Here is a 17,264-nt window from a genome sequence, read left to right as displayed (position 1 = left end):
GGTGACATGCGGGTGCTGGTGGTCGAAGACTTCGAGGTCCTGGCCAGGACGGTCGGCAAGGGGCTGCGCCGGGAGGGCATGGCGGTCGACGTCGTCCTGGACGGCGCCGACGCCCTCGAGCGGCTCGCGGTGAACCGGTACGACGTGGTCGTCCTGGACCGCGACCTGCCCGGCGTCCACGGCGACGAGGTCTGCCGCCGGATCGTCGCGGCCCGCTCCAGCAGCCGGGTCCTGATGCTCACCGCGGCGAGCACCGTCAAGCAACGCGTCGACGGCCTCGGCCTCGGCGCCGATGACTACCTGCCGAAACCGTTCGACTTCGAGGAGCTGGTCGCCCGCATCCGGGCCCTCGCCAGGCGCCCCTCGTCGTCGCTGCCCAGTGTGTACGAGCACGCCGACCTCACCCTCGACCCGGCCCGACGGGTCGCGACCCGCGCCGGCCGCCGCCTCGAGCTCACCCCGAAGGAGTTCGGCGTCCTGGAGTGCCTGCTCGCCGCCGACGGCCGGCCCGTCTCCGCCGAGGAACTCCTCGAGCGGGTCTGGGACGAGGCCGCCGACCCGTTCACCACCGTGGTGAAGACGACGATCCGCCGCCTGCGCGGCAAGCTCGGCACCCCCGACCTCATCCACACCGTCCGTGAGGCCGGCTACCGCATCGGCGCGCTGTGAGAGGCCGGCGGGTTCTGCAGGCCCGGCTCACGGCGCTGTACGCGGTGCCGTTCCTGCTCGCGGTCGTCGCGGGGATCGGGCTGTTCTCCTACGGTTCGGCGTCCAGCGCCCCCGTGGGCCCGGGCTCCCCCGGCCCGACACCCGAACCACCTGTCGGCGACGACCAGATGCTGCGCATCATCGTGGTGACGCTGCTGATCTCCTGCCTGCTCGCGGTCATCGGCGGCTGGGTCATCGCCGGCCGGGTCCTGCGCCCGCTGCGCACCATCATCGCCAACGCCCGCGACATCTCCGCCACCAGCCTGCACCGCCGGCTCGGCCGGACCGGCTCCGGCGATGAGTTCACCGAGCTCGCCGAGACCCTCGACAACGTCTTCGAACGCCTCGAGGCCGCGTTCGCCTCCCAGCGTCGCTTCGTCGCCAACGCCTCCCACGAACTGCGGACCCCTCTCGCCGCCGAGCGGGCGCTGCTGCAGGTGGCCCTTGCCGACCCCGCCGCCACCACCGAAACGCTGCGTGAGGCGTGCCACGAGGTGCTCGCCCTCGGCGCCGCCCAGGAACGCCTCGTCGACGCGCTGCTCACCCTCGCCAGCGGCGAACAGGGCGTCGAACAGGACGAGCCCGTCGACCTGGCGCTGCTGGCCACGGCCGCGCTGCACCGCCGCTCCGCCGAGACGAAGGTCCGCGGCGTCCGCGTCGGCACGTCCCTCGCCCCGGCGCTCGGCGCCGGCGACCCGCGGCTGGCCGAGAGCCTGGTCGCCAACCTCGTCGACAACGCCGTGCGGCACAACGTCGACGGCGGCTGGATCGAGGTCAGCACGGTCTCGGTGCCGGGCGCGGCCCGGCTCACGGTGCGCAACACCGGCCCGGTCGTGCCGGCGGAGCAGATCGGGCGGCTGCTGCAGCCGTTCCAGCGGCTGGAGGGGCAGCGGCTCGGCCGCACCGACGGCCACGGCCTCGGCCTGGCCATCGTCCAGGCGATCGCCACCGCCCACGGCGCTTCGTTGCAGATCCTGCCCCGCCCGGAGGGCGGCCTGGACATCACCGTCGACTTCCGCCCCACCCCACCGACACCCTGACCCCGTCGGGCTCAGCAGGCGGCGCGGAAGGCGTCGAGGCGCAGGTTCTTGCGGATCGAGCTGAAGCGCAGGTTCGCCGCGGTCGGGCACAGCGACGCCTTGTATTCGACGTGGAAGACCGGCTTGCCGGCGGTGACGAACGGGCTCAGCATCGCGCACTCCTTCCACTGCGCGCACGCCTCGTTGACGGCGAAGTCGAAGGACGGTTGCAGTCCGGTGATCTGCTCGAGGTCGTTCTTCAGGCCGGCGGCCAGGCCCAGGGAGTGCGCCAGGTCCGCGACGCGGCGGTTGAACAGCAGCTGGTCGGTGGCGGTCAGCGGGAAGCCGGAGTCGTTGGCGTAGCCGTCCATGTTGTCCGGGTCGACGGCGTCGAAGCCCTTGGCCCGGCAGGTGGCGAAGCGGTCGGCGAGGATCGGCCGCAGGGTGTCCCACTGTCGGATGTCGAGCCACTGCTCGCCGGCCCAGCCGTCGAGGGCCTTGCCGCGCACGGCGGCGGGGAAGCGGGCGGCGTCGGCGCGCCAGTTCTCCCACGAGCCGGCGTCGACGTAGCACAGCACCTTGCGGCTGGCCGCGTGCAGCTTGGTGACCTGGGCCTTGGTCGCGTCGGCGCCGTCGATGTCGTGCACGTCGGCGGCGACGGAGGTGTCCAGCGCCCCGGTGAACTGCATCTGCCAGGTGGCGCCGGCGGCCGGTTTCCACCAGGTGGCCGGGGCGGTGGCGGCGGCCGGTACGGTGGAGATCACGACGGCGACGAGTGCCGCCAGGGCCACGAACACGGTGCGGGAGGTGTGTCGCATGCCTCGCCATCGGCCGGCGGTCGACTGGCCTGATCTGACGGTCCGGCGGAATGCGCCGCCCGGTCGGGGGACAGACGCCGCCGTCGCCTGGTCCGTGTGTGTCCGCGACGCCGGCGGCGAGGTGGTGTACGCGCACCGGCCGGAGCTGGTGCTGTCGACCGCGAGCGTCGGCAAGCTGCTGCTCCTGCTGGAGGTGGCCCGCAGCCTGCCGCTGGACCTGCCGGCTGACCGGCGGGACGTGGCACCCGTCGCCGATTCCGGTCTGTGGCGGTTTCTGGGCACTGACGTGCTGCCCGTCGGGGACCTGGCGGTCCTGGTGGCGTCGGTCAGCGACAACCTCGCCACGAACGTGCTGCTGCACCGGGTCGGCCTCGACCGGGTCGCGGCGCTCGCCGCGTCGCTGGGCCTGACCGCGACGGCGCTGCACGACATTGTCCGCGACGTGCGCACCGCCGACCATGCGCCGCGGCTGTCCTCCGGCACCGCCGCAGAGCTGTCGCTGCTGCTGCACCGGCTGCCCTCGATCGAGGGCGGGCCGCGGGTGCTGGACTGGATGCGGACGTCGGCGGACCTGTCGATGGTCGCGTCGGCGTTCGACCTGGACCCGCTGTCACACAACGGTGTCACCCTGCGCAACAAGACCGGCACCGACGACGGGGTCCGGGCCGACGTCGGTGTGGTCACCGGCCCTTCGACGACGGTCAGCTACGCGGTCCTGGCGAACTGGCCGCCGGAGTCGGCGACGGTCGGTGAGGTCCTCGCGACGATGCGTGCGCTGGGTGATGCGATCCGCGTGACCGTGGGAAAATAGCGGTATGCCGTACTCGCCACGGGAGACCGTCCAGAAGACCGGGTTCAGCCTCGACACGCTGCGCTACTACGAGCGCATCGGCCTCCTCGACGGCATCGACCGCACCTCCGGTGGGCAGCGCCTGTTCACCGACGACGACCTCGACTGGCTCGGCGTCCTGCGCTGCCTGCGCGACACGGGCATGCCGATCGCCAGGATGCGCCGCTACGCGGAGCTTGCCCGCGACGGCGACGGCACGTTCGAGGAACGCGCCGAACTGCTCGAGGAGCACGACCAGGACATCGAACGCAAGATCGCCGAACTGCGCGAGGAACAGACGAGGATCAAGGAGAAGATCGGCTGGTACCGGCGGGAGCTCGCCCACCGGGAGCCCGCCGACGCCCCGGCGGCCTGACCCGGTTCGCATGGAATAGCCGGAATGCGCCGTGGTGCTGGCCGCGAGCGGCGGCCGGGGGATCGACCTGGTCCAGGCGGTGCGGTCAGTGATCGGGCTGATCGAGGCCGCGCCGGCGACGGTGGTGGGCGGGACTGGGTTCGAGGCCGCGCCGGCGACGGTGGTGGGCGGGGCCTGGTTCGAAGCCGCGGCGGCGACGGTGGGCGGGCCTGGTTCGAGGCCGCGGTGGACACTGCGAGACGCCGCACCGCGATCGGCGCTCGAGCCGACCTGGTGTGCGGGTGGTGTGAGCGGACGATGTCGCCGGAGGACTGCCCAGTGGATCCGGTGCCGTGCTCATCGCCCAACATGGCCCCGACGAGCTGCCTCGCGAGCCGACAGGGAGTGCCGGATTGATCGCGCAGCCGCTGACTCATGACGTGTTCGGACGCCTGCGCCTGGCCGACTTCCTGCCCGCGGACGACGTGACGAGGATCGAGTCGTGGGAGTATCTGGACCGCTCCTGGTGCGGCGAGGCGAACGGCTTCACCGAGTGGCTGTGCCTGGAGTCCGACCCGCACACACTGCGCTCGGCCGCCGTCGATCTCGTTGCCCTGTCTGCGCCGGCCGGCGTGGCGATGCTGGCCGCGCTCCGGCTTCCGCTCCGTCCCGGCATGACGGCCAGGGAGGTGACCGCCGTCCTCGGACCGCCGAAGGCGACCCGGACCTACGTCAGCGACCGCACGACCTATGAGTTCCGCACCGGCTCACCCGATGCCTACGAGGTGAGCTGCACCGTCCGGCACGACGACGGGCTGACCTACGTCACCGTGCACCCGGTGCCGCTGCCGCGCTGATCAGCCCGCCGGCCGGTGGATACTGGGAAGCGTGGACGAGTCAGCTGCCGTCCAGCGCGCCGGTGCCTATCTGCGCGGCGACGACGCCCGTGCGCAGGTGCAGTTCGCGACCCGGCACATCGGCGCGGACCAGGTCGCGGACCGCCTCGCGCACGAGGGTGGCCTGCCGTGGACCGCGCGGTGGCTGCTCCCGGTCGAGGAGACCCCGCACCGCACCCTGATCGCGCTGCGCGGTCCGGTCACCGCACTGTGGGCGGACGGGCGCATGGTCGGCGCGATCGCCGCGTCGGGGCAGTGCGCCGTCTGCGACACCGACGGCCGGGTCGCCGTCGAGGGCCACGGCCGGGCGACCGTCGACGGCCGGCACCTGCTCGCCGCCGCCGATCGCACCGGCCTGCGGCTGCCGGCGGCGGCACGACCACCGGCGGCGGAGGCGCTGAGGCCGCAGTCCGGCGGCTGCGGCCTGGATATCGACGGGACTCGTCACGTTCAGGCGGTCTCCATCTCGCTGGCGCACTGTACGCGGATGAGCACTGCCCTGATGTGGGTGACCGCCGCGAGGCGGACGCGGGTCTGGCCGCGGTGGGTGGGTTTCGCGCTCACCCTGGCCGCGGTGACGGTGGCGTTCGTCCTGCTCCGCCGGTCCCTGCCGGACCCCGGCACCGTCCTGCGGTCGCTGGTGGACGCCCAGTGGTGGTGGCTCGCCGTGGCGCTGCTCGTCCAGGCCGGGTCCGTCCTCATGTACGCCGTGCAGCAGCGCCGCCTCCTGGCCGCCTACGGCGGCGCGATGTCCAGGGTCAAGGCCGTCGGCGTGTCGCTCGCCCGCACGGCGCTGTCCACCGCGATGCCGGCCGGTGGCCCCGTGTCGACCGCGTTCGCCGTCCGGCAGTTCCGCGCGCACGGCCTCTCCGGCGCGCACGCCCTGGCCACCACGGCGCTGGCCAGCGCGCAGGCCAGCGCGGCCATCGTGCTGGTGTACCTCGCCTGGTGGCTCACCGGCCTGAGCACCGGCGAGCTGGTGCGCGCCGCCGCCGCGGCGGCCCTGCTGTGCCCGGCCGTCCTCCTGGTCCGGCGGGTGCGGCTGGGACGCCGCCCGGTCTGGCGGCGCACCGTCCGGGGCCCGGCGGGCGGACCGGCGCGGCCCGCCGGGCCGCTGCACCGCGGCGCCCATGCCGTGCTCCGCCTCGGCGCGGACACGTCCCGGGCCTGCTGGTCGCTGCCGGGCCGATACTGGCTCACGGCCGGCGGCGCCGCGGTCGCTCGCCGGCTGTTCGACCTGGCGTGCTTCGTCGCGGCCGCGCACGCGTTCCGGCTCGACACCGCCACGTCCGCGCTCGTCGGCGCGTACCTCACCGGCCAGCTCATCCGGCAGATCCCGCTCGTCGCCGGCGGTGCCGGGCTCGTCGAGGCCGGGCTCCTGGCCGCGCTGATCACCTCCGGTGCCGAGCCGGCGACCGCCACGGCGGCCGTCCTGACGTACCGGCTGCTGTCCTGCTGGTTGATCGCGCTGGCCGGTCTGCCCGTCGTGATCGCTCTCGGCGCCACCGACCAGCCGGGCAGGTGAGCGTGCGACCGGTCGATAGAGTCCGGTGCAGCCGTCGTCGAAGGAGCGTCACCGCATGGAGCTGGCTTGGCGGACGTTGATCGCCGCGACCCGGGACCCGCAGTTCTGGCGGTGCTACGCGTTCGACGGGGACGACGGGTTCGACTTCGAGGCGGCCGGCGAGCGGCTGGCGCGGCAGCTCAACGAGGTCGACGTCGCCGATGAGGACTGGGACGAGGACGACGAGGACGACCTCTCCTCGGCCCGGGTGATCCTGCCCGCCCGCCGTGGCTGGTGGCTCAAGCTCGAGCTGAACTTCGAGCTGGCCCTGCATGTGTTGTACCTGCAGAAGGACGACGACGAGCCCGATGACGAGCCCGACGACGAGGGCGACGACTGGGACGAGGACGAGGACTACGACGTGCCGGACGTCTCGGTGGAGCTGGGCCACTGGGACCAGGCCCGGTGGCATCCGTTCTGTCTGCGGTGGAGCGAGCTCGAAGCGGTCGTGGCGCAGCTGCGGGCCGCACCCGACCGGCATCCGCTCCCGCCCGAGGTGGGCCTGCTGCTGCTGGCCCGCTGGGTCGGGCACGGCTCCGACGAGGCGGAGCTGCTCGCCGAGCGCCGCGCGGTCCTCGCCGGGACGTTCGAGCGGCTCGGCCTGTTCCACGGCGCCGAGGCGGCCCGGATGGCCGCGCAGCTCATGCAGGCCGTGCCGGAGGACGACTACGCGTGGAGGTGGGACGCCGAGCGCGGCTGGCTGCTCAGCGGCGAGTACGCGGGGTACTCCATCCGCAACGACAGCCACGGCCACTTCCCGTTCCCGGAGTTCACCGAGTTCCGCCGGCAGCTGGCAGTGGCCGACGGACCCGACGGCCAGAGCTGAGCGCTTGATCTCAACCCAGGTTGAAGTTCTACGGTCGACGGGTGTCACCGGAGCTGAAAGACCTGCTCACCGTTGGTGAGGTCGCCGCACGTACCGGGGTGGCGCCGTCCGCCCTGCGGTTCTACGAGGCGGAAGGACTCATCACGGCCGAGCGCAACAGCGGCAACCAGCGGATGTACCGGCGGCACATGCTGCGGCGCATCTCACTGATCCTCGCGGCCCGGCGGCTCGGCATCCCGCTCGCCGAGGTCGCGGTGGTCTTCGGGACCCTGCCCGCCGACCGGGCGCCGAGCCACCGGGACTGGGTGCGGGTGTCCCGGGTGTGGAAGAGCGAGCTCGAGGACCGGCGCCGCTACATCATGAATCTCGAACGGCAGCTCATCGCGTGCATCGGCTGCGGCTGCCTGTCGATGCGGTCGTGCGACCTGCTCAATCCGGCCGACGAGCTCGGCACGCGCGGCCAGGGCCCGGTCCGGCTCGACGAGCCGGACTGAGCTCACGCCGTCACGCCGTCGTGGACCTGCGCCGGCAGGGCCGCCACGTACGGATGGTCGCCCGGGATCGGTCCGGTCCTCGAAGCGCCGCCGGGGGAGCCGACGGTGGCGAAGAACCCGGCGTTGACGGCGGTGAACACGCTGAACTCGGTGGGGAGGTCGTCCTCGTAGTAGATGGCCTCGACCGGGCAGACCGGCTCGCAGGCGCCGCAGTCGGTGCACTCGTCGGGCTGGATGTAGAGCATCCGGTCGCCCTCGTAGATGCAGTCCACCGGGCACTCGTCGACGCAGGCCTTGTCCATCAGGTCCACGCACGGCAACGCGATCACGTAGGTCATGCCGCGGAGACTAGGAGCTCAAGCGCACTTGAGCGCAAGCCCGCAGGCCGCCGCGAGGTGGCGTGAATCTTGCGATGAGACACCGCTTTGCGTCTCGCCCGGCGGCGCCCGACCGGCGATGCTGGTGGGCATGAGTGATCACCCAAGGGCCGCCACCGCCACCTACGAGCTGCTGCACACCGGTTACGCGGGCGACGGTGTCGCCTCGACCGTCGGGTTCGTCCGGGACGGCGACGTCCTGCTCGTCACCGACCCCGGCATGGTCCGGGACCGGTCGCTGATCCTGGACCCGCTGACCGCGCTCGGCGTCGACCCCGCGTCGATCACCGACGTCGTCTTCAGCCACCACCACCCGGACCACACCCTCAACGCCGCGTTGTTCCCCAACGCGCGCTTCCACGACCATTGGGCGGTGTACCAGGGCGACCAGTGGGACGACCGGGACGCCGAGGGCTACGAGCTGACCGATTCGATCCGGCTGATCCGGACCCCGGGGCACACCCCCGAGGACATCACCACCCTCGTCGGCACCGCGGACGGCGTGGTCGCGTTCACCCACCTGTGGAACACCGCCACCTCGGTCGGCGACGACTACGCCACCGACCTGGCGGCGCTGCACGTGGGCCGGGCCCGGGTCCTCGCGGTCGCCGACGTCGTGGTGCCGGGCCACGGCCCCGCGTTCACCCCGACCCCGCAGACGCCCCGCTGACCCCGGCACCCCTCCAAACCCGGCGGTCAAATGACGATCACGAGTCCTACGGACGGCGGGACATCCTTGGCGGCCGCCATTCCGATCCGACACGCCGACCCGTCCGCTTCCCCGCTCGGGTCAACGCTGCGGTGAAGGCAGATTCGCCAGGTGGACGTTGACGCTGACGGCGGTCGTTCCCTCGATCTCGCGGCCGCTGCCACCCCGGCGTTTTCCGCATCGGCTGCAGGCGTCGCGGTTCTGATGGCCGGCAGCTGCGGGCCGCCGTCACGGCCGCAGACACGTACGACTCTGCGAGCGGGCCGGCGCCTGCCTGGGGTTCGCGGGGACAGCCGCTCGCCGCCCTGTTCGTCGGCCCGGGGTCGACGACATTGCCGGTGGTCGGCAATCGGAGCGGCGTGAGGTTTGCCGACCGCTCACGATGTCGGCCGCCGGCCGGTCGCCGATGCTGGAGGTTCCTTCGGTACTACGCACGCGGGGTGGTGATCATGGCGACTGGTGTGGTGCACGGCGGGCGAACCGCTGTCCCGGTCGCCGCATGCCGCGCGTCGAGGGGACGGCTCGGACTCGCGCGCCCGTTGCGGCCGTCGTCACCGCCCGGCCCCGGCCGGCACGGCGTGACGACCGCCGTTCGCTGACCGCCGGTCCGTCTACAGCCGCACGCGGTAACCCTCGGTCGATTGACCCGTGGCCCGTGCGGCCCGGCAATCCCCCGTCCCCGTCATGGGCCGCGTCCTGGCATCCGAGAGGAGAGCCCCATGTTCACCCAGCTTTCCGGCGACGCAGCACCGCACGAGCCTTCGGCCGTCGGGCTCGACCTCGGCGGCGCGAGCACCAGGATCTGGGCATCGGGCCACGGCCTGCTGCAGGTCGGCTATCCCGGGACGCCGAGGACGCCGGGTCATGGTCCGGTCGTCCGGGGCCGGATCACCGACCCGGAGGCGATGTGGGCGTTGCTGTCGGGCCTTCGGACCGGCCGGCGGCGCCCGCTGCCCGGCGGCGCCGTGATCGTGGCGTGCCGGCCCGTGGGCAGCGACCCCCAGCTGGAGGCGGTACGCGGCCTGCTGACGGCGGCGTTCGAACCGGCACGGCTGCTGTTCATCGACACCGTACGCGCGGCCGCGATCGGTGCGGGCGCGGCCTCGGCGCCGCTGCTGATCGCCGACATCGGTGCGCACCTGACCGAGGTCGCCGTGCTCGCGGACGGCGTGACCGTCGCGGCCCGGCGGCGCGATGTCGGGCTGCACGACGACACCGACGGGCCGGATCCTGACGCGGCCGTCGTCACCGCCGTCACCGACCTCGTCCGTCACGTGTGCCGGCAGGCCGGTGACCGCGAGGCCATCGCCGCGGCGGTCCGTGGTGGCCTGCTCCTCGTCGGTGGCGGTGCGGCCCGGCCGCGGCTGGCCGCCCGCATCGCCGGCGCCGCAGGCACCCCGGTGCGCCGTCCCGCCGCACCGCATCTGGCCGCGGCACGTGGCGCCGGCCTGGCCGCGCTCGCCGCACTGCGCCGCAGCGCCGTGCGGTTCTGACCGGCGCAGCACACCAGTTCCGTCACGCCGGCCCGGACCGGCGTGGCACACCGTTTCCGACACGCTGATGGGAGATCCACATGAACGTCGACACCGGCCCGAGCATCGACACGGTGCGGCAGACGCTGCAGGATCAGCTGCGACAGCACACCGAGACCCTCGCGGCCCTCGTCGCCGCCGGCGCCGACCCGAGCGCCACCGGCGAGGACCCGCACGCGATCGCCACGCGCACGGCCACGGCCCGCCGCGCGATCGAGGAGGTCACCGCCGCGCTGTCACGCATCGCCGAGGGCAGCTACGGCCGTTGCGAACGCTGCACCGGCCCGATCCCGGCCGAGCGGCTGGAGATCCTGCCACACGCCCGGCTCTGCGTGCCCTGCCAGGCCAGCGGGTGCTGACCGTCCGCCGCCGAGCGCTCCCATGAACGAAGAAAGCGAGGCCATCATGCCGCAGGCCCACCAGCCCCGTCGATGCGATGCTGCACGAGCAGCTGGAGTCGCAGTTCGCGCTGCACGCGGCGGGGCTGACGGCCCTGACGAACCGCCCGCGCAGGACGGCCGAGGACGAGGCCGCGATCGAGGCGGCACGTGCGGCGGTCGCCGAGACAGCCGATGCGATCCGCCGGATCGCGACGGCCACGACGGCCCGGCCATGACAAGCGTCCTGAGCAGGCAGCGGGAGCTCGAGGTGTTGCGGGTGCTGCTGTACGAGCACCGCGACCGCTGCCGCACCCAGCTGCGCCTGCTCAACCAGCCACCGCCGGACGGCGACGGCGGCACCGAACAGCCGGCGCTGGCCGCACTCACCCGGCGTCGGCTCCGCGACCTTGAGCACGCGCTGGACTCGTTCGAACGCGGCCGCTACGGCGTGTGTACCGCATGCACGGCCGACATTCGCATCGACCACTTGCTCCGGCAGCCGGCGGCGAGCCGCTGTCCCGGCTGCGCCGACGCCGATCACCGGCACCGGATGTAGCGCGGAGCCCGCATGGAGATCGAACGGATTTCACTGCCCGGCATCGGCACGTGCCGGTCGTTAACCAGTGCCACCGGGCGCCGCGTCACCGTCATCGCGCACCACGCCGGCGGCCGCCGGGAGCTCATCCACGGCGCCGGCGAACCGGACGGCTGTTGCCGCCTCACCCTCACCCGGGAAGAGGCGATCGTCCTGGCCGGGCTGCTCGGCGTCTTCGACGTCACCGGCGACCGGGAGCCGCGCTGAACGCCCTCGCGCGTTCCGGCTGCCGACAGGTCAGGTCGTGCTCCTGCGGGTCTCGGCCGGCCAGCTGAGGAGCTTGGCGCCGAGGACCGCGGCCTGCAGGGTGAACCGGTGGGCGGGGTCGGCCGCGTCGTAGCCGGTGAGGGCCTTGACCCGGCCCAGGCGGTACGTCACGGTGCGCACCGATACGTGCAGCCGCTTCGCGGACTCAGTGGCGACCCCACCGGTGGCGAAGTAGGCGTCCAGCGTGTCCAGCAGCGGCCCGACGCCGACGCGGGCCTGCAGCAGGGGGCTAAGCACGGCCGCGACCAGGTCGACGATGGCAGGCTGGTCGCGCAGCAGGACGCGGTACACGAGCAGGTCGTGCGCGGTGATGACGGGCTTGTCCACGTGCAGCCGTCCCGCCATGGTCAGGGCTTCGCGGGCCTCCTCGTAGGAGCGGGCGATGCCGTACAGGCCGGGGTGCGGGCGGCCGACCGCGACCCGCCACGGCCGTCCGTGCCGCAACCGCTCGAGCTCGCCGTGCATCAGCTCGCCCAGCTCGCTGTCGCGGCCCGCGGGCACGGTCGCGCCGGCCGCGGCGGGTTCGGCCGGAGCGAGGACGACCAGGAGGTGCTCCTTGGTGGCGACGAGCACGTCGCGGTCGCCGAGCCGGTCGAAGATGACCGCCTCGAGGGCGCTGATCGCCGCGTCCGCGTCCGGCAGCCGCCGGCTCGGCGCGGCCAGCGCCACCTGGTGTACCTGGGCGAGGTCGAGCCCGAACGGTTCCGCCCGTTCCACCACGCTGCCCAGGTCGGAGTCGCCGCGCAGCAGGTCGTCGACGAGTTCCCGGCGCAGCGCCTCCTCCCGCCTGACCAGGTCCCGCCGCGCGACCGCGTAGCCTTCGGCGAGCGTGGCGACGGCGTCGTCGATGACGTGCAACACCGCGGCCGCCGCGGCCCGCACGACCTCGCTGTCGCCGGAGCGCACCACCATGGGCAGGTCCTGCCACAACCTGCGGGCCGCAGACAGGTACAGCTGCACCACCCGTCCGGCGGAGATGCCCTGCTCGGCGGCCTGCCGGCCGAGCAGCGCCACCGCGTCGAGCTCGGCGCGTTCGGGCCGGCGGCCGCTGACCGCCGCGTCGGCGAGCATCGGCAGGTAGTCGCCGAGCAGCTGCACCGGCACGCTCCCGGCGTCCCGAGCGGCCGCGGTGGCCACCTCGTCCAGCCACACCTGCTGCGCCGGCGGTGCCGTGGCCGCGCCGGTCGACTCCCGCCGACTGCGGTCGGCCACACCCCACCTCCCACTGACGTCCAGCCGCCGGGTCATCCTGGTCGGCTGTCCGCGAGAACACCGGCCGCTGACGGCCGGCCAGCGGCAGTTTAGCCCCGGGTGCGGTTTGCGTATCGCGGGTGATGGCCGACATCGCCGAACCGGGTGGGACCCGGGTCACTCCACCCGACCCCACCGCCGACGATCCGGTACTCGTCACCCGACCACGGTGTTCGGTGCACCAGGGCCGCCCGGAGTCCGGTGCAGAGCTCCTCCAGTTGAGTCACGCTCCATGGACGCCGACCGTCATGACGAACGATGGTTCCACACGCACTCATATCTGATATGCAGGTGATCTTGCCGAAAGGGACTGTAAGAAAAAAACGGCTCTGGCGCAGAAACGGTGGTGCCCCGGTCGATTGCGGTCGATGGCCGGACGGAAGACTGACGGTGGTGCGATCTTGCCTGGGTCAGAGCGTTGCTGCCGGAGCTGTCTTCGCTGGTCATCGATGAGGTGGTCGATCAGGGCCGGGTTGTGAAGGTGTCGGCGAGGACGCAGCGGACGCCGGTCGGGTGCCCGGTGTGTGGTGCGCTGACCAGGCGGGTGCATGCGTATCACCGCCGTCGGCTTGCTGCGCTGCCGGTTGCGGGGCGTGGGGTCGTGGTCGAGGTGCGGGTCCGGCGGCTGCGGTGCCTGACCGCAGACTGCTCGCAGCAGACGTTCCGTGAGCAGGTGCCCGAGCTGACGACCCGGTGGGCGCGGCGGACCCGGCAGCTGACCGCGTTGGTCGGCGACCTCGCCGTCGTCGTGGCGGGGCGGGCCGGCGCAGCGGTGCTGCACCGCCTCGGCGTGCGGGATCTCGCGTTGCACCGTGCTGCGGGTCCTGATCGGTTTACCTGTCCCGGCCGGGCCGGTTCCGGCGGTGCTGAGCGTTGATGACTTCGCGCTGCGTCGCGGTCGCAGGTATGCGACGTTGCTGATCGACGCGGTCACCCACCGTCGGGTCGACGTCCTGCCCGACCGCAGGGCGGACACCCTGGCCGCATGGCTGCGCCAGCACCCCGAAGTGCAGGTCGTCTGCCGCGACGGTTCCGCAGCGTATGCCGAGGCGATCCGCGCCGGAGCACCACACGCGGTGCAGGTCAGCGACCGGTAGCATCTGTGGTCGAACCTGGCCAAGGCCGTGGAGAAAACGGTGATCGCGCACAGCAGCTGCTGGCGTGACGGTCCGGTCCGGCCGCAACAGCCGTTGGACGAACGCACCCTCGAGCGGCACCGGGCCGTGCACGTTCTCCTCGGTCAAGGTCATGGCCTGCTGGAATGCGCTCGGCTACTCGGTTGGGCGCTGAACACCGTGAAGCGCTACGCCCGCGCGGCCTCCGCCGAGCAACTGCAACGACCGCCGCGCTACCGCGACACGCTCGTCGACCCGTTCCGGGATCATCTGCGGCGCCGCCGCGCCGAAGACCCCGGCGTGCCGGTGACGCGGCTGCTGGCCGAGATCCGCGAACTGGGCTACACCGGCAGCGCGAACCTCCTCGTCCGGTACCTCAACCAAGGCCGCGCAGACGCAGCACGCACGCCACCGTCGCCGCGCCGGCTGGTCTCGTGGCTGATGTCGAGGAACAGCGATCTTCTCGCCCAGCATCAGGCGCATCGTCGGGATCTGCTCACCGCTTGCGCGCACCTGACCGTCCTCGCCGAGCGGGTAGAACAGTTCGCCGGCATGCTCACGGAACGCCGAGGCCACGACCTCGACGCCTGGATGGCCACCGTCGACGCCGATGACCTGCCCGCCCTGCACGGCTTCGTCCAGGGCCTGCGCATGGACCTGCCCGCCGTCGTCGCCGGCCTTACCCTGCCCTACAGCAACGGCCCGATCGAGGGCGCCAACACCAAGGTCAAATTCCTGAAACGGCAGATGTACGGCCGAGCCGGGTTCGCTCTGCTACGCCAACGAATCCTGCTCGCATGAGACCGGCCGAGACCGCCGTTTCTGCGCCAGAGCCAAGATTTCTGTTCGGGAGCGCTGGTACCGGCCAGTCCAGTGATCGATGGTTTTCGTTCTTCAACCAAAGACGGTGTTGTAGCACCGAATGATGACCTCGACGGGCCTGGATCATGTGAGTGCGGACCTGGCTTGGCATCACCGCAAGTCGGCACGGACCGGGACCACGCAACCCTGTCGCACGGCCGAAGGCCGGGCGGTGCCATCAAGTCCCCGCAACGTTGGGCGAATATTTGAAGGTCTGGACGACCCGTAAAGCGCACGCCCGGCGCACCCGGGGGTTCACGACGGGCAGGCGGCGCCGAACGAGGGCCGGTTGGTCAGGGTGAACCGGCAGCCGAAGTCCGTGGCGGCGACCGTCCGGCGGTCCAGGATCGCGTCGCCGGCCGGGCGGTGGCCGGTCCGGACCCACGTGACCAGGTCGTCGAAGCCCTGCGCGAGCTCCGGTCCGGTGAACTCGCAATGCCCGAGGGCCCGGATCGCGCGGGAGACGAACAGCTTGCCGCGGCCCTGCAGGGTGGCGCGGCGGGCGTACTCCTGCTCCATCGACAGTGGCACGAACAGGTCGCCGATCGTGTGCATCGACAGGACCGGGATCCGTGGGCGGCCGTCGACGCGGGGCACACCGGACAGGTCCCGGGACGGGCGGTCGGTGCGGTCGACGCGCAGGACGTCGCGGTTGAGCCGCAGTTCGTCGCGGGTCAGCCACGGGTTGTCGTCGGCCTGGTACAGGGTGAAGCGGTTGGACGTGATGTTGCCCTCGGCGATGCCGGCGGTGCCGCCGGACAGGCCGGGGTAGACGCCGAACAGGAACGGCACGGAGGACAGGGGTGGGATCGCGGGCGCGGCGCTCCAGTAGGCGAACGCGGCGTCGAAGCCGGGGCGCGTGCCGCCGCTGCGCTGCTCGACGTAGTCACCCCACTGGCGGCCCAGTGCGGTCAGCCCGGCCCCGGTGCCCAGCAGCGGCACCTCCTGCGCGACCTGCTGGCGGTACACCTCCTGGAACGTCGGATCGACGGGCGCCTTCGGAAACGTGATGCTGGTGCCGGTCAGGGCCGCGGCGGTGACGTTGGCGTCCAGGAAGTAGTCGAACAGTTCGGCGTCGCCGAGGACGCCGCAGACGGGCATCGCGCCGACGAACGCCGACGGGTGCTCCTCGATCGCGACCGCGGTGACGTGCCCGCCCATGGACGCGCCGGTCATGTAGACGGCTCTGGCGGGCTGCCCGGTGCGTTCCTTGAAGCGTTGGATCAGGGTGTACGAGTCCCGCACGCCCTGCCCGACGTCATAGCCGTTGGTCTGGTAGCTCGACGCCGCCCAGGCGAACCCGCGCGACAGGTAGTGTGCGCGCAGCGACGGGTTGTCGACGAAGACCGTGGTGCCGGAGCCCCGGAAGCCGTGTGCGTACAGCACCAGCTCGCCGTTCCAGGCGGCGGGCCGTTCGATGCGGTACGCGGCGCCGTCGGTGATCCCGGTCCACACGCTGGACCCGCCGAGCGGCGCGAACGGGGTGCCGTTGACGTCGCAATCGGGGTCGGCGACGGTGTAGCCGGGCTGGGTGGTGCTGACGACGGGCGGCCCGCACACCGGCGGGTCCGCCGAAGCGGGCGAGGGGGCGGCGAGGATCCCCACGACGAGTGCCAACGACGCAACGCTGCGCATCCACACATGGAACGCCCGTCGATGCCTCTGTGTCAACGAAAAGTGTGCACCCGGCGTGCTTGTTTTTTCGATTTCCGGAAACCCGAAAGGGCTTCTAAACTCCCGGACCCATGGACCGCCGTCACCTGCGTTGGATGATCCCCGCCGCCGCGGGCGGCGTCCTTGCCGTCGTCGTGTCGATCGTGCTCGTCATGCAGGACAGCGGCAACGCCGCCTGCGCCGCCGTGGTGCCGCCGGCGCGCGAGCCGGTGGTGGAGAACGTGCGCGGTGGCAGTGCCTCGTACTACAGCACCAACCGCAACGGCATGTGCAACCTCGGCGCCCCGTCCAGCGACGGCTACGCCGCCATCGGCCCGGCGGAGTGGGCGGGCGGCGCGGCCTGCGGGTCGTATCTCGCGGTGACCGGGCCCAACGGGCAGACGACCATGGTCCAGGTCGTCGACCAGTGCCCGTCGTGCCCGGCCGGGAAGATCGACCTGAGCCGGGCCGCGTTCGGCCGCATCGGCGCGGTGAGTGCCGGGATCATCCAGATCACCTACGGCACCGTGCGCGACCCCGTGCTGCCCGGCCCGCTGAAGGTCCGGGCGAAGGGCGGCAGCGGCTACTCGTCGCTGTCGGTCGTCCTGGACAACCACGGCAACCGGCTGTCCACCGTGGAGCTGCAGGCCGGTGCCGGCTGGACCCCGCTGCAGCGCAGCACCGACAACACCTGGACCGGGCCGTCGGGGCTCACCGGGCCGATCACGCTGCGCGTCACGGACACGGCCGGGCACCAGGTCACCCTCGCCGGGGTGGCGCTGGGCTCGTCGGCGTTCCAGCAGACGGGCACGCTGATGTACAGCCCGGCACCCCCGTCGCCGTCCCCGTCGCCCTCCCCGTCCGAGCCGGCCGCGTCGCCGTCGGCCGCGGCGACCCAGGTGGGCGCGGTCGCGTCCGTCGCCCCGCCCGTCTGCTGAAGGCCGGGGCTGCGTCGATTTTTGCGGCGATCTGCGTGCGACGGGTATCAAGAGGGCAGAAGTTCGATCGTCGAACT

The 17,264-nt window shown here is 72.5% G+C and carries 19 protein-coding genes and 1 pseudogene; 16 read left to right on the top strand and 4 right to left on the bottom strand.

What is annotated here, in order from left to right; translation table 11 throughout:
- The first annotated feature begins 6 nt into the window (after positions 1–6).
- Together ACFPIJ_RS25815 and ACFPIJ_RS25810 are read left to right on the top strand one after the other, a co-directional pair.
- Positions 7–669 (top strand): response regulator transcription factor, encoded by a 663-nt coding sequence (locus tag ACFPIJ_RS25815; RefSeq protein ID WP_380118052.1) that lies wholly within the window; start codon positions 7–9, stop codon positions 667–669.
- Positions 666–1,748 carry a sensor histidine kinase gene (locus tag ACFPIJ_RS25810; RefSeq protein ID WP_380118050.1) on the top strand — a complete coding sequence of 361 codons (1,083 nt, stop codon included), beginning with the start codon at positions 666–668 and terminating at the stop codon, positions 1,746–1,748. The genes ACFPIJ_RS25815 and ACFPIJ_RS25810 overlap by 4 nt, the downstream gene beginning before the upstream one ends.
- An 11-nt stretch (positions 1,749–1,759) precedes the next feature.
- Here ACFPIJ_RS25810 and ACFPIJ_RS25805 read toward each other — a convergent pair whose 3' ends face one another.
- On the bottom strand, positions 1,760–2,545 hold the full coding sequence (locus tag ACFPIJ_RS25805) for an endo alpha-1,4 polygalactosaminidase (RefSeq protein WP_380118048.1): 786 nt from the start codon (positions 2,543–2,545) through the stop codon (positions 1,760–1,762).
- Here ACFPIJ_RS25805 and ACFPIJ_RS25800 point away from each other — a divergent pair.
- From ACFPIJ_RS25800 to soxR, 6 genes are all read left to right on the top strand, one after another.
- Positions 2,544–3,356: a serine hydrolase gene (locus ACFPIJ_RS25800; RefSeq protein WP_380118046.1), complete on the top strand. Its 813-nt coding sequence runs from the start codon at positions 2,544–2,546 to the stop codon at positions 3,354–3,356. The two genes, ACFPIJ_RS25805 and ACFPIJ_RS25800, sit on opposite strands and share 2 nt — an antisense overlap.
- 4 nt (positions 3,357–3,360) lie before the next feature.
- Entirely contained in the window at positions 3,361–3,750 is a 390-nt protein-coding gene (locus ACFPIJ_RS25795; protein ID WP_380118044.1) for a MerR family transcriptional regulator, read from the top strand.
- Between the two features lie 419 nt (positions 3,751–4,169).
- The gene (locus tag ACFPIJ_RS25790) at positions 4,170–4,586 is read left to right on the top strand and encodes a hypothetical protein (RefSeq protein ID WP_380118042.1); all 417 of its coding nucleotides are present in this window, start codon (positions 4,170–4,172) and stop codon (positions 4,584–4,586) included.
- Positions 4,587–4,617: 31 nt separating this feature from the next.
- A complete protein-coding gene (locus tag ACFPIJ_RS25785; protein WP_380118040.1) occupies positions 4,618–6,150 on the top strand; it encodes a lysylphosphatidylglycerol synthase transmembrane domain-containing protein in 1,533 nt (510 codons plus the stop codon).
- A 55-nt stretch (positions 6,151–6,205) separates the two neighbouring features.
- Positions 6,206–7,015, top strand: a complete 810-nt coding sequence (locus ACFPIJ_RS25780) for a hypothetical protein (protein WP_380118038.1) — start codon at positions 6,206–6,208, stop codon at positions 7,013–7,015.
- Positions 7,016–7,056: 41 nt separating this feature from the next.
- The gene (gene soxR, locus ACFPIJ_RS25775; RefSeq protein ID WP_380118036.1) at positions 7,057–7,509 is read left to right on the top strand and encodes a redox-sensitive transcriptional activator SoxR; all 453 of its coding nucleotides are present in this window, start codon (positions 7,057–7,059) and stop codon (positions 7,507–7,509) included.
- 2 nt (positions 7,510–7,511) lie between these two features.
- Here soxR and fdxA read toward each other — a convergent pair whose 3' ends face one another.
- Complete coding sequence (gene fdxA, locus ACFPIJ_RS25770; protein ID WP_380118034.1) at positions 7,512–7,847, bottom strand: ferredoxin; 336 nt, start codon at positions 7,845–7,847, stop codon at positions 7,512–7,514.
- A 130-nt stretch (positions 7,848–7,977) separates the two neighbouring features.
- On the opposite strand from fdxA, the gene ACFPIJ_RS25765 reads away from it, so the two are divergent.
- The 6 genes from ACFPIJ_RS25765 to ACFPIJ_RS25740 all read left to right on the top strand — a co-directional run bounded on the left by ACFPIJ_RS25765 (position 7,978) and on the right by ACFPIJ_RS25740 (position 11,309).
- Positions 7,978–8,556: an MBL fold metallo-hydrolase gene (locus ACFPIJ_RS25765; RefSeq protein WP_380118032.1), complete on the top strand. Its 579-nt coding sequence runs from the start codon at positions 7,978–7,980 to the stop codon at positions 8,554–8,556.
- Positions 8,557–9,314: 758 nt separating this feature from the next.
- Complete coding sequence (locus tag ACFPIJ_RS25760; protein WP_380118030.1) at positions 9,315–10,088, top strand: cell shape-determining protein MreB; 774 nt, start codon at positions 9,315–9,317, stop codon at positions 10,086–10,088.
- Positions 10,089–10,168: 80 nt separating this feature from the next.
- Positions 10,169–10,486 carry a TraR/DksA family transcriptional regulator gene (locus ACFPIJ_RS25755; protein ID WP_380118028.1) on the top strand — a complete coding sequence of 106 codons (318 nt, stop codon included), beginning with the start codon at positions 10,169–10,171 and terminating at the stop codon, positions 10,484–10,486.
- 77 nt (positions 10,487–10,563) lie between these two features.
- Positions 10,564–10,743 carry a hypothetical protein gene (locus tag ACFPIJ_RS25750; protein WP_380118025.1) on the top strand — a complete coding sequence of 60 codons (180 nt, stop codon included), beginning with the start codon at positions 10,564–10,566 and terminating at the stop codon, positions 10,741–10,743.
- Positions 10,740–11,063, top strand: a complete 324-nt coding sequence (locus ACFPIJ_RS25745) for a hypothetical protein (protein WP_203850663.1) — start codon at positions 10,740–10,742, stop codon at positions 11,061–11,063. The genes ACFPIJ_RS25750 and ACFPIJ_RS25745 overlap by 4 nt, the downstream gene beginning before the upstream one ends.
- Positions 11,064–11,075: 12 nt before the next feature.
- On the top strand, positions 11,076–11,309 hold the full coding sequence (locus tag ACFPIJ_RS25740) for a potassium transporter TrkA (protein WP_380118022.1): 234 nt from the start codon (positions 11,076–11,078) through the stop codon (positions 11,307–11,309).
- Positions 11,310–11,339: 30 nt separating this feature from the next.
- On the opposite strand, the gene ACFPIJ_RS25735 is transcribed toward ACFPIJ_RS25740, so the two are convergent.
- Positions 11,340–12,581, bottom strand: a complete 1,242-nt coding sequence (locus ACFPIJ_RS25735) for a PucR family transcriptional regulator (RefSeq protein ID WP_380118019.1) — start codon at positions 12,579–12,581, stop codon at positions 11,340–11,342.
- A 457-nt stretch (positions 12,582–13,038) separates the two neighbouring features.
- Here ACFPIJ_RS25735 and ACFPIJ_RS25730 point away from each other — a divergent pair.
- Positions 13,039–14,536: pseudogene (locus tag ACFPIJ_RS25730) on the top strand (ISL3 family transposase).
- A 315-nt stretch (positions 14,537–14,851) separates the two neighbouring features.
- Here ACFPIJ_RS25730 and ACFPIJ_RS25725 read toward each other — a convergent pair.
- The gene (locus tag ACFPIJ_RS25725; RefSeq protein WP_380118017.1) at positions 14,852–16,231 is read right to left on the bottom strand and encodes an alpha/beta hydrolase family protein; all 1,380 of its coding nucleotides are present in this window, start codon (positions 16,229–16,231) and stop codon (positions 14,852–14,854) included.
- A gap of 110 nt (positions 16,232–16,341) precedes the next feature.
- On the opposite strand from ACFPIJ_RS25725, the gene ACFPIJ_RS25720 reads away from it, so the two are divergent.
- On the top strand, positions 16,342–17,187 hold the full coding sequence (locus ACFPIJ_RS25720) for an expansin EXLX1 family cellulose-binding protein (RefSeq protein WP_380118015.1): 846 nt from the start codon (positions 16,342–16,344) through the stop codon (positions 17,185–17,187).
- Positions 17,188–17,264 lie beyond the last annotated feature (77 nt).

The organism is Dactylosporangium cerinum (assembly GCF_042653625.1).
GTDB lineage: Bacteria > Actinomycetota > Actinomycetes > Mycobacteriales > Micromonosporaceae > Dactylosporangium > Dactylosporangium cerinum.
The sequence above is the reverse complement of the archived record's forward strand: the minus strand, read 5'-3'. Positions and strand labels throughout refer to the sequence as shown.

Bases quoted from the DNA above. Each gene is read 5' to 3' on its own strand.
- ACFPIJ_RS25745 (WP_203850663.1), top strand. From the start codon at position 10,740: ATGACAAGCGTCCTGAGCAGGCAGCGGGAGCTCGAGGTGTTGCGGGTG.
- ACFPIJ_RS25780 (WP_380118038.1), top strand. From the start codon at position 6,206: ATGGAGCTGGCTTGGCGGACGTTGATCGCCGCGACCCGGGACCCGCAG.
- fdxA (WP_380118034.1), bottom strand. From the start codon at position 7,847: ATGACCTACGTGATCGCGTTGCCGTGCGTGGACCTGATGGACAAGGCC.
- ACFPIJ_RS25765 (WP_380118032.1), top strand. From the start codon at position 7,978: ATGAGTGATCACCCAAGGGCCGCCACCGCCACCTACGAGCTGCTGCAC.
- ACFPIJ_RS25805 (WP_380118048.1), bottom strand. From the start codon at position 2,545: ATGCGACACACCTCCCGCACCGTGTTCGTGGCCCTGGCGGCACTCGTC.
- ACFPIJ_RS25725 (WP_380118017.1), bottom strand. From the start codon at position 16,231: ATGCGCAGCGTTGCGTCGTTGGCACTCGTCGTGGGGATCCTCGCCGCC.
- ACFPIJ_RS25795 (WP_380118044.1), top strand. From the start codon at position 3,361: ATGCCGTACTCGCCACGGGAGACCGTCCAGAAGACCGGGTTCAGCCTC.
- ACFPIJ_RS25750 (WP_380118025.1), top strand. From the start codon at position 10,564: ATGCTGCACGAGCAGCTGGAGTCGCAGTTCGCGCTGCACGCGGCGGGG.
- ACFPIJ_RS25740 (WP_380118022.1), top strand. From the start codon at position 11,076: ATGGAGATCGAACGGATTTCACTGCCCGGCATCGGCACGTGCCGGTCG.
- ACFPIJ_RS25760 (WP_380118030.1), top strand. From the start codon at position 9,315: ATGTTCACCCAGCTTTCCGGCGACGCAGCACCGCACGAGCCTTCGGCC.
- ACFPIJ_RS25815 (WP_380118052.1), top strand. From the start codon at position 7: ATGCGGGTGCTGGTGGTCGAAGACTTCGAGGTCCTGGCCAGGACGGTC.
- ACFPIJ_RS25800 (WP_380118046.1), top strand. From the start codon at position 2,544: ATGCCTCGCCATCGGCCGGCGGTCGACTGGCCTGATCTGACGGTCCGG.
- ACFPIJ_RS25720 (WP_380118015.1), top strand. From the start codon at position 16,342: ATGGACCGCCGTCACCTGCGTTGGATGATCCCCGCCGCCGCGGGCGGC.
- ACFPIJ_RS25755 (WP_380118028.1), top strand. From the start codon at position 10,169: ATGAACGTCGACACCGGCCCGAGCATCGACACGGTGCGGCAGACGCTG.